This is a genomic window from Streptomyces phyllanthi, from assembly GCF_009377205.1.
Taxonomy (GTDB): domain Bacteria; phylum Actinomycetota; class Actinomycetes; order Streptomycetales; family Streptomycetaceae; genus Streptomyces; species Streptomyces phyllanthi.
On the sequence record NZ_VJZE01000599.1, the window covers coordinates 1 to 4,615 of the forward strand.

A 4,615-nucleotide genomic window follows, 5' to 3' on the forward strand; every position below is an offset into this window, starting at 1 on the left:
GTTCGGGTGGTGGGGGAGGGGACGTTGCATCCGTAGGGCGAGGAGCAGGAGATCACGCGGGTTTCCTACTGGCCTGCGATCGACTCGACCACCGGCTTGATCTCTAGTGCCAGTTGCTGATCCTGACATCGTGTGGCGCGGGCTCGCCCTTGCCGGTTTCGACCAGCTTCTTGAGGCTCATGAGGAAGGTGGCCCACTTGGTGCTGCAGTGGTACATGAACTCCACCGGCTCCTTCCAGCCCTCGTGCCGGAACAACACGATCGTGAAGCCGTCCTCCTGCTTGAGCTCGAAGCGGATCCGTGTGCCGATCCACTCCTCGGGGCCGTCGACGACCTCCCAGACCACGCGCTCGGCGGGTTGAGCCTCCAGGACCTTCATGTCGAACCCGCCGGGCTCGAAGCGGAACCGGATCACTCCGCCGACGTCGCCGTCGCCGTCCGTGTCCTGCGTCCACCAGCTCGCCAGCCCGTCGATCGTGGTCAAGGCCGTGTAGACAGCGTCGGGAGACGACGTGACTCCGATCCTGTGCAGGATGTCCACCATCTTGGTGCCTCCTTCTCGTGTAGGCGCCCGCGTTCGGGGCGGTTCATCGGCGCCGCCTCGGATGTGGCGACGTTCGTTCGTGAGGGGCCTGTTCGTGAGGGGTCAGCCCTCTTGGCTGCGCTGGATCGCTTCGGCGATCCGCTTGATGCGGTGCAGCCGGGCGTCCCAGCTGGCCCCGACCGACGACAGCTGCGCGACCGCGCGGGCGAGCTGGGCCTCGTCCACCTCGTAGAGGCGCTCGCGTCCGGACGGCGTGACGTGGACCAGCCCGACCCGGTGGAGCACACCGAGGTGTTTGGCGACCGCCTGCCGCGTGACCGGCAGCTGCTCACTCAGCGTGGTCGCCGTTCCGCCGCCGCCGGACAACAGCAGGTCGAGCATCCGCCGCCGGGTCGGGTCCCCCACCGCCGACCAGAGTTCGTCGTCGATGGTGACGCTCATGGCGTCGACACCAGCCGGGCGACGTACGTGACGAGGCGGGGCAGGAAGTAGTCCCATCCCTTGACGTGCTCGCGGTACTGCTCCTCGAGCACAGCCGCCTCCCACCCCTTCTCCCGGAACCCCGCCTCGGTGAAGCGCAGCAGGGTGCCCGTACCCGAGGGGACCAGATCGAAGGTCACCAGGAGCGAGTTGGCCGATGTCGCGGCCTCACCCTCGTCGTAGATCCACCGGAAGGAGAACCGTCGGGGCGGGTCGGCCTCCACCACCGTGAGTGGTGCGACCTGCGCCTCCGGCGTGGTCCTGTCGCCGAACGAGATGACTCCGGTGGCGCCGGGCACCGGCTCGAGCTCTGCCTCGTCCGGCCACCACTCCCGCAGGTGTTCGGGCCTGCTGATGACCTCATAGACCACCTCGGGCGTAGCGTCGATGTGGATCTCCCGCTCGATGCTGCCGTACTCCATCCCGCTCTCCCCATCGTCTCGCAACCTTTGGTTGCGCATGACTGTAGGCCGTTCCTCCGGGATGTGCAACCACTGGTTGCTCCAAAGCAGCGTCCGCTGCCCTGCTGATCTTGTTGCTCGCTACGGCCTGCTCTGGTTCCGGTGAGGGAGAGGCTCACAGGTCGAGCGCTCGTCGGACCGGTGCGGGTCCAAGGGCCGTCACTGAGGCCGAACCGGATGGGTCTCCCGAGCGCACAGCACCAGCTCCGCCGCGAATCCGTCTGTGCTACTTGACCAGCCGGAAGGCGGGGTGCCCAACCCAGGCCCGCAGGAATTCCGCCGTGCCCAGCGCCATCCAGTCGTCCGCGATCCCCAACACCCCCGGAAGGCCGGCGACGACCGACGCCTGCCCGTCCAGTAGCTCGACATTGGCCACGCCCCCGATGACATCCATGACAGCGGCGGTCAGCAGGGCCGTGGCCACGTGGTCGATCTCGCGATTGCAGCAGGCGCTGACATTGACGGCATGGGTCGGCCTGAAGCCGAGGATGGCCTCCACCTCGGGCTCGTCCGCGTGCTCAGCCTCGAAGATGCTCTCATCGCCGACGCCCGGCCCCATCAAGTAGACCAGGAAGGGCCGATGCCAGTCCTCGCGCTGCGGATTGAATCCCACCAGGGCCTTGAGCTCCTCGTCCGCGGAGGCGTTGCCGAGGAGTGAAAGCGGGTACGGCTTCCGCCAGTCCTCCTCTCGCCTGTCCTCGACGCCCAGTCGCTCTGCGGGCACGCTGACGTCGAAGAACCCAAGCCGCTTCTCGGTGAAGCGGGAGGAGAGCCCCACCATCAACGCGCGGAACTCACGCAGCTCAGCCGGGGAGAGCGGCTCCGCGAACTCGATCACCAACGTAGGGCCAGACATGCTGGAAGCCTAGTTTGATCGGCTCCGCGACCGTTCAAATTTTTCCCACACCGAGTCCAGCCGGTACTGGACTGCACTTCTTCGTAGATGCGTAGTGCCTCAGCTTTGTCCGATGCATCCTTGGCCCATACCTGCACACCTTGTTGATGCAGCGTTCGACCGTGTTGCGGTCTTTGCGGAGCGTGCTGTCGTGAAGAGGCACGTGGGTTCAAGAGACTCTGTACTCGGCCGGCGGCGCGGCCAGGTCAGGGTGCTCCGCCGTGTACCGGTCCCCGTAAATCGCCGATATCGCCCAGTGCCACGCCTCGTCATGGAAGACGAGCCCGCGGTACAGCGCATCACTCGGCTCGTACGGGTAGAACTTCAAGGCTGCCGCCCAGGACTCCGTCAGAGTCAGATCGCCGTACCGCCGCATGACCCACGCGTAGGAACGCCGCTCGGACTGCAGATACGCGACGTACTCCGCCTCGCTCCATGTCATGCCGCGACCCTGGTGAGGGCGCCTGCCGCAGTGCCGAGACTCAGCGACTGAGGTGTCCGGCCTTGAGGGTGCGGAACAGGTTCGCCAGGGCGTGGGGTGTGGCGGTCGTGGTCTCGTGGGGGTGGTCGCTTTCGCGGAGGTGTATGCGGTCGGGGTTCGTTGCCGCCAGTTCTATGCAGTTGCCTTCGCCGCCACCGCTGAACGAGGACTTCTGCCAGGCGAGGTGCGGCATGGTGGGTCCTTTCAGAGGGTGTACATGACGTGCTGGATGAGACTCAGGGAGTCGCGGGACCTGTGGGCCTCCGGTGGTGACTCGGGGTCGACCGGTGGCAGGGCCAACTCGCAGAGCCGCTCGAACATTCTGGCGTACTCGTCGAGCTGGTCACCATCCCGCAGGAAGAGGGAGTGCGTCGGGTGTTCCAGGTACACCGTGTCCAGTTCGGGAGCCGTGCCGCCGAAGATCACGAACGATTGGCTGTACGCGGAGTACGCACCTGCTTCGTAGGGGAAGACCTGCACCGTCACGTTGGGCAGCCTTGACATCTCGATCAGCCGCAACAGCTGCGTGCGCATCACCTTCGGGCCGCCCACATGGGAGTGCAGTGCTCCTTCGTGGATGACGGCGTGGAAGGTGACGTCGGTGAGGGCGCGCTGCCGTGCCAGGCGGAACTCGGCGTATCGGTCGACGCGTTGGGGGTCGCTCTCCGTTTCGCTGAGCACGGCACGGGCGTACTCCTCGGTCTGAAGCAGGCCCGGGATCCTCGCCGTCTCCGGCCGCCCCGAACTCACCGAGACCGCGGTCCTCCTGACCTCCGAAGCCGTCACCAACGCCATCAACGCCTGCGCCGCGAAGGGCTGCACCACTCCCGTCACCCTCCACGCGGGCTGGCCCGATCCCACACGCCTTCGCGTACTCGTCCACGACGAGGCTCCCGGCCTGCCCGTCGCCCGTACCGCGGACCAGGACGACGAGGACGGCCGCGGCATCCGGCTCATCTCGTACGGCGCCGACGCGTGGGGCGTCTGCACGCATGGACCGGGAAGAGGCAAGGCCACGTGGTTCGAGCTGGGGAACGAACGGGCGCTCGCGTCGGCCCGGCTCGGGGCACGGTCGGACGCGGGTGGTTGCGACGTGCTGCTGGACTGTGCGACGTGAGCACCGGGCGTGCGCGTCGCCGGAGGAGCCGGACCGGTCTCCGAGGCCGACGGACCCTGACCCACGGGCCCGGCCGATCCGGCCCACGGGGCTCAGGCCGGCTCCCTCACCATGAACACGTCCACCGGATCCTCGCTCTCCAGCGTGAACCCGTGCCGTTCGTACAATTGTCGGGCCGGGCTGCCCTGCAGGACGTTCAGCCGGACAAGGGTGCCGTCGCTGTCGCACCGCTCCAGCAGTTCGCGCAGCACCCCTGAACCGATACCGCTGCCCTGCAGACGCGGGGCCAGGTAGAAGTGCTCCAGCCAATGGGCGCCCTCGGCCGGTCGCAGCGCCACGCAGCCGGCGAACCTGCCGTCCACCTCGATCACCCGGGTGTGCGCCGGGTCGAACCCGTCCCGCAGCCGCTGCCGCACCCGTCGCTCGTCGTACCGCCCGAGCCGCTCCAGATCCGCCCGCATGACGACGGCACGCAACTCGGCCACCGCCTCGACGTCGGACACCGACGCCGGCCGTGTATCCCAGTCCACCATGATCGTCACGCTACCGGGCCGGGCTCCCCCCGGTTTTCGCAGAGGGCGCGGCACCTCCCTCGCATGCCGCGCCCCCAGTCACGAGCCCCCGCTCACCCAGGAGC

The 4,615-nt window shown here is 67.6% G+C and carries 9 protein-coding genes; 1 reads left to right on the plus strand and 8 read right to left on the minus strand.

Features of this window, described 5'->3' with window-relative positions; translation table 11 throughout:
• Window positions 1-103 precede the first annotated feature (103 nt).
• The 7 genes from FNH04_RS41725 to FNH04_RS41755 all read right to left on the minus strand — a co-directional run bounded on the left by FNH04_RS41725 (window position 104) and on the right by FNH04_RS41755 (window position 3,686).
• Window positions 104-544, minus strand: a complete 441-nt coding sequence (locus FNH04_RS41725; protein WP_152791453.1) for an SRPBCC family protein — start codon at window positions 542-544, stop codon at window positions 104-106.
• Window positions 545-646: 102 nt separating this feature from the next.
• The gene (locus tag FNH04_RS41730; RefSeq protein ID WP_152791454.1) at window positions 647-985 is read right to left on the minus strand and encodes an ArsR/SmtB family transcription factor; all 339 of its coding nucleotides are present in this window, start codon (window positions 983-985) and stop codon (window positions 647-649) included.
• Complete coding sequence (locus tag FNH04_RS41735; RefSeq protein WP_152791455.1) at window positions 982-1,446, minus strand: SRPBCC family protein; 465 nt, start codon at window positions 1,444-1,446, stop codon at window positions 982-984. The genes FNH04_RS41730 and FNH04_RS41735 overlap by 4 nt, the downstream gene beginning before the upstream one ends.
• A gap of 265 nt (window positions 1,447-1,711) precedes the next feature.
• On the minus strand, window positions 1,712-2,341 hold the full coding sequence (locus FNH04_RS41740) for a DUF6368 family protein (RefSeq protein ID WP_228031941.1): 630 nt from the start codon (window positions 2,339-2,341) through the stop codon (window positions 1,712-1,714).
• 208 nt (window positions 2,342-2,549) lie between these two features.
• Window positions 2,550-2,822 (minus strand): hypothetical protein, encoded by a 273-nt coding sequence (locus tag FNH04_RS41745; RefSeq protein WP_152791457.1) that lies wholly within the window; start codon window positions 2,820-2,822, stop codon window positions 2,550-2,552.
• Window positions 2,823-2,862: 40 nt separating this feature from the next.
• On the minus strand, window positions 2,863-3,054 hold the full coding sequence (locus FNH04_RS41750; RefSeq protein WP_152791458.1) for a DUF397 domain-containing protein: 192 nt from the start codon (window positions 3,052-3,054) through the stop codon (window positions 2,863-2,865).
• 11 nt (window positions 3,055-3,065) lie between these two features.
• Window positions 3,066-3,686 carry a DUF5753 domain-containing protein gene (locus FNH04_RS41755; RefSeq protein WP_194236993.1) on the minus strand — a complete coding sequence of 207 codons (621 nt, stop codon included), beginning with the start codon at window positions 3,684-3,686 and terminating at the stop codon, window positions 3,066-3,068.
• Here FNH04_RS41755 and FNH04_RS41760 point away from each other — a divergent pair.
• Window positions 3,655-3,978 (plus strand): ATP-binding protein, encoded by a 324-nt coding sequence (locus FNH04_RS41760; protein WP_322725396.1) that lies wholly within the window; start codon window positions 3,655-3,657, stop codon window positions 3,976-3,978. The two genes, FNH04_RS41755 and FNH04_RS41760, sit on opposite strands and share 32 nt — an antisense overlap.
• A 92-nt stretch (window positions 3,979-4,070) precedes the next feature.
• Here FNH04_RS41760 and FNH04_RS41765 read toward each other — a convergent pair whose 3' ends face one another.
• Window positions 4,071-4,511, minus strand: coding sequence for a GNAT family N-acetyltransferase (locus tag FNH04_RS41765; protein ID WP_152791459.1), 441 nt, complete (start codon window positions 4,509-4,511; stop codon window positions 4,071-4,073).
• Window positions 4,512-4,615 lie beyond the last annotated feature (104 nt).

Excerpts from the sequence above, each read along its gene's own strand:
- FNH04_RS41725 (WP_152791453.1), bottom strand. The coding sequence starts at position 544 with ATGGTGGACATCCTGCACAGGATCGGAGTCACGTCGTCTCCCGACGCT.
- FNH04_RS41730 (WP_152791454.1), bottom strand. The coding sequence starts at position 985 with ATGAGCGTCACCATCGACGACGAACTCTGGTCGGCGGTGGGGGACCCG.
- FNH04_RS41735 (WP_152791455.1), bottom strand. The coding sequence starts at position 1,446 with ATGGAGTACGGCAGCATCGAGCGGGAGATCCACATCGACGCTACGCCC.
- FNH04_RS41740 (WP_228031941.1), bottom strand. The coding sequence starts at position 2,341 with ATGTCTGGCCCTACGTTGGTGATCGAGTTCGCGGAGCCGCTCTCCCCG.
- FNH04_RS41745 (WP_152791457.1), bottom strand. The coding sequence starts at position 2,822 with ATGACATGGAGCGAGGCGGAGTACGTCGCGTATCTGCAGTCCGAGCGG.
- FNH04_RS41750 (WP_152791458.1), bottom strand. The coding sequence starts at position 3,054 with ATGCCGCACCTCGCCTGGCAGAAGTCCTCGTTCAGCGGTGGCGGCGAA.
- FNH04_RS41765 (WP_152791459.1), bottom strand. The coding sequence starts at position 4,511 with ATGGTGGACTGGGATACACGGCCGGCGTCGGTGTCCGACGTCGAGGCG.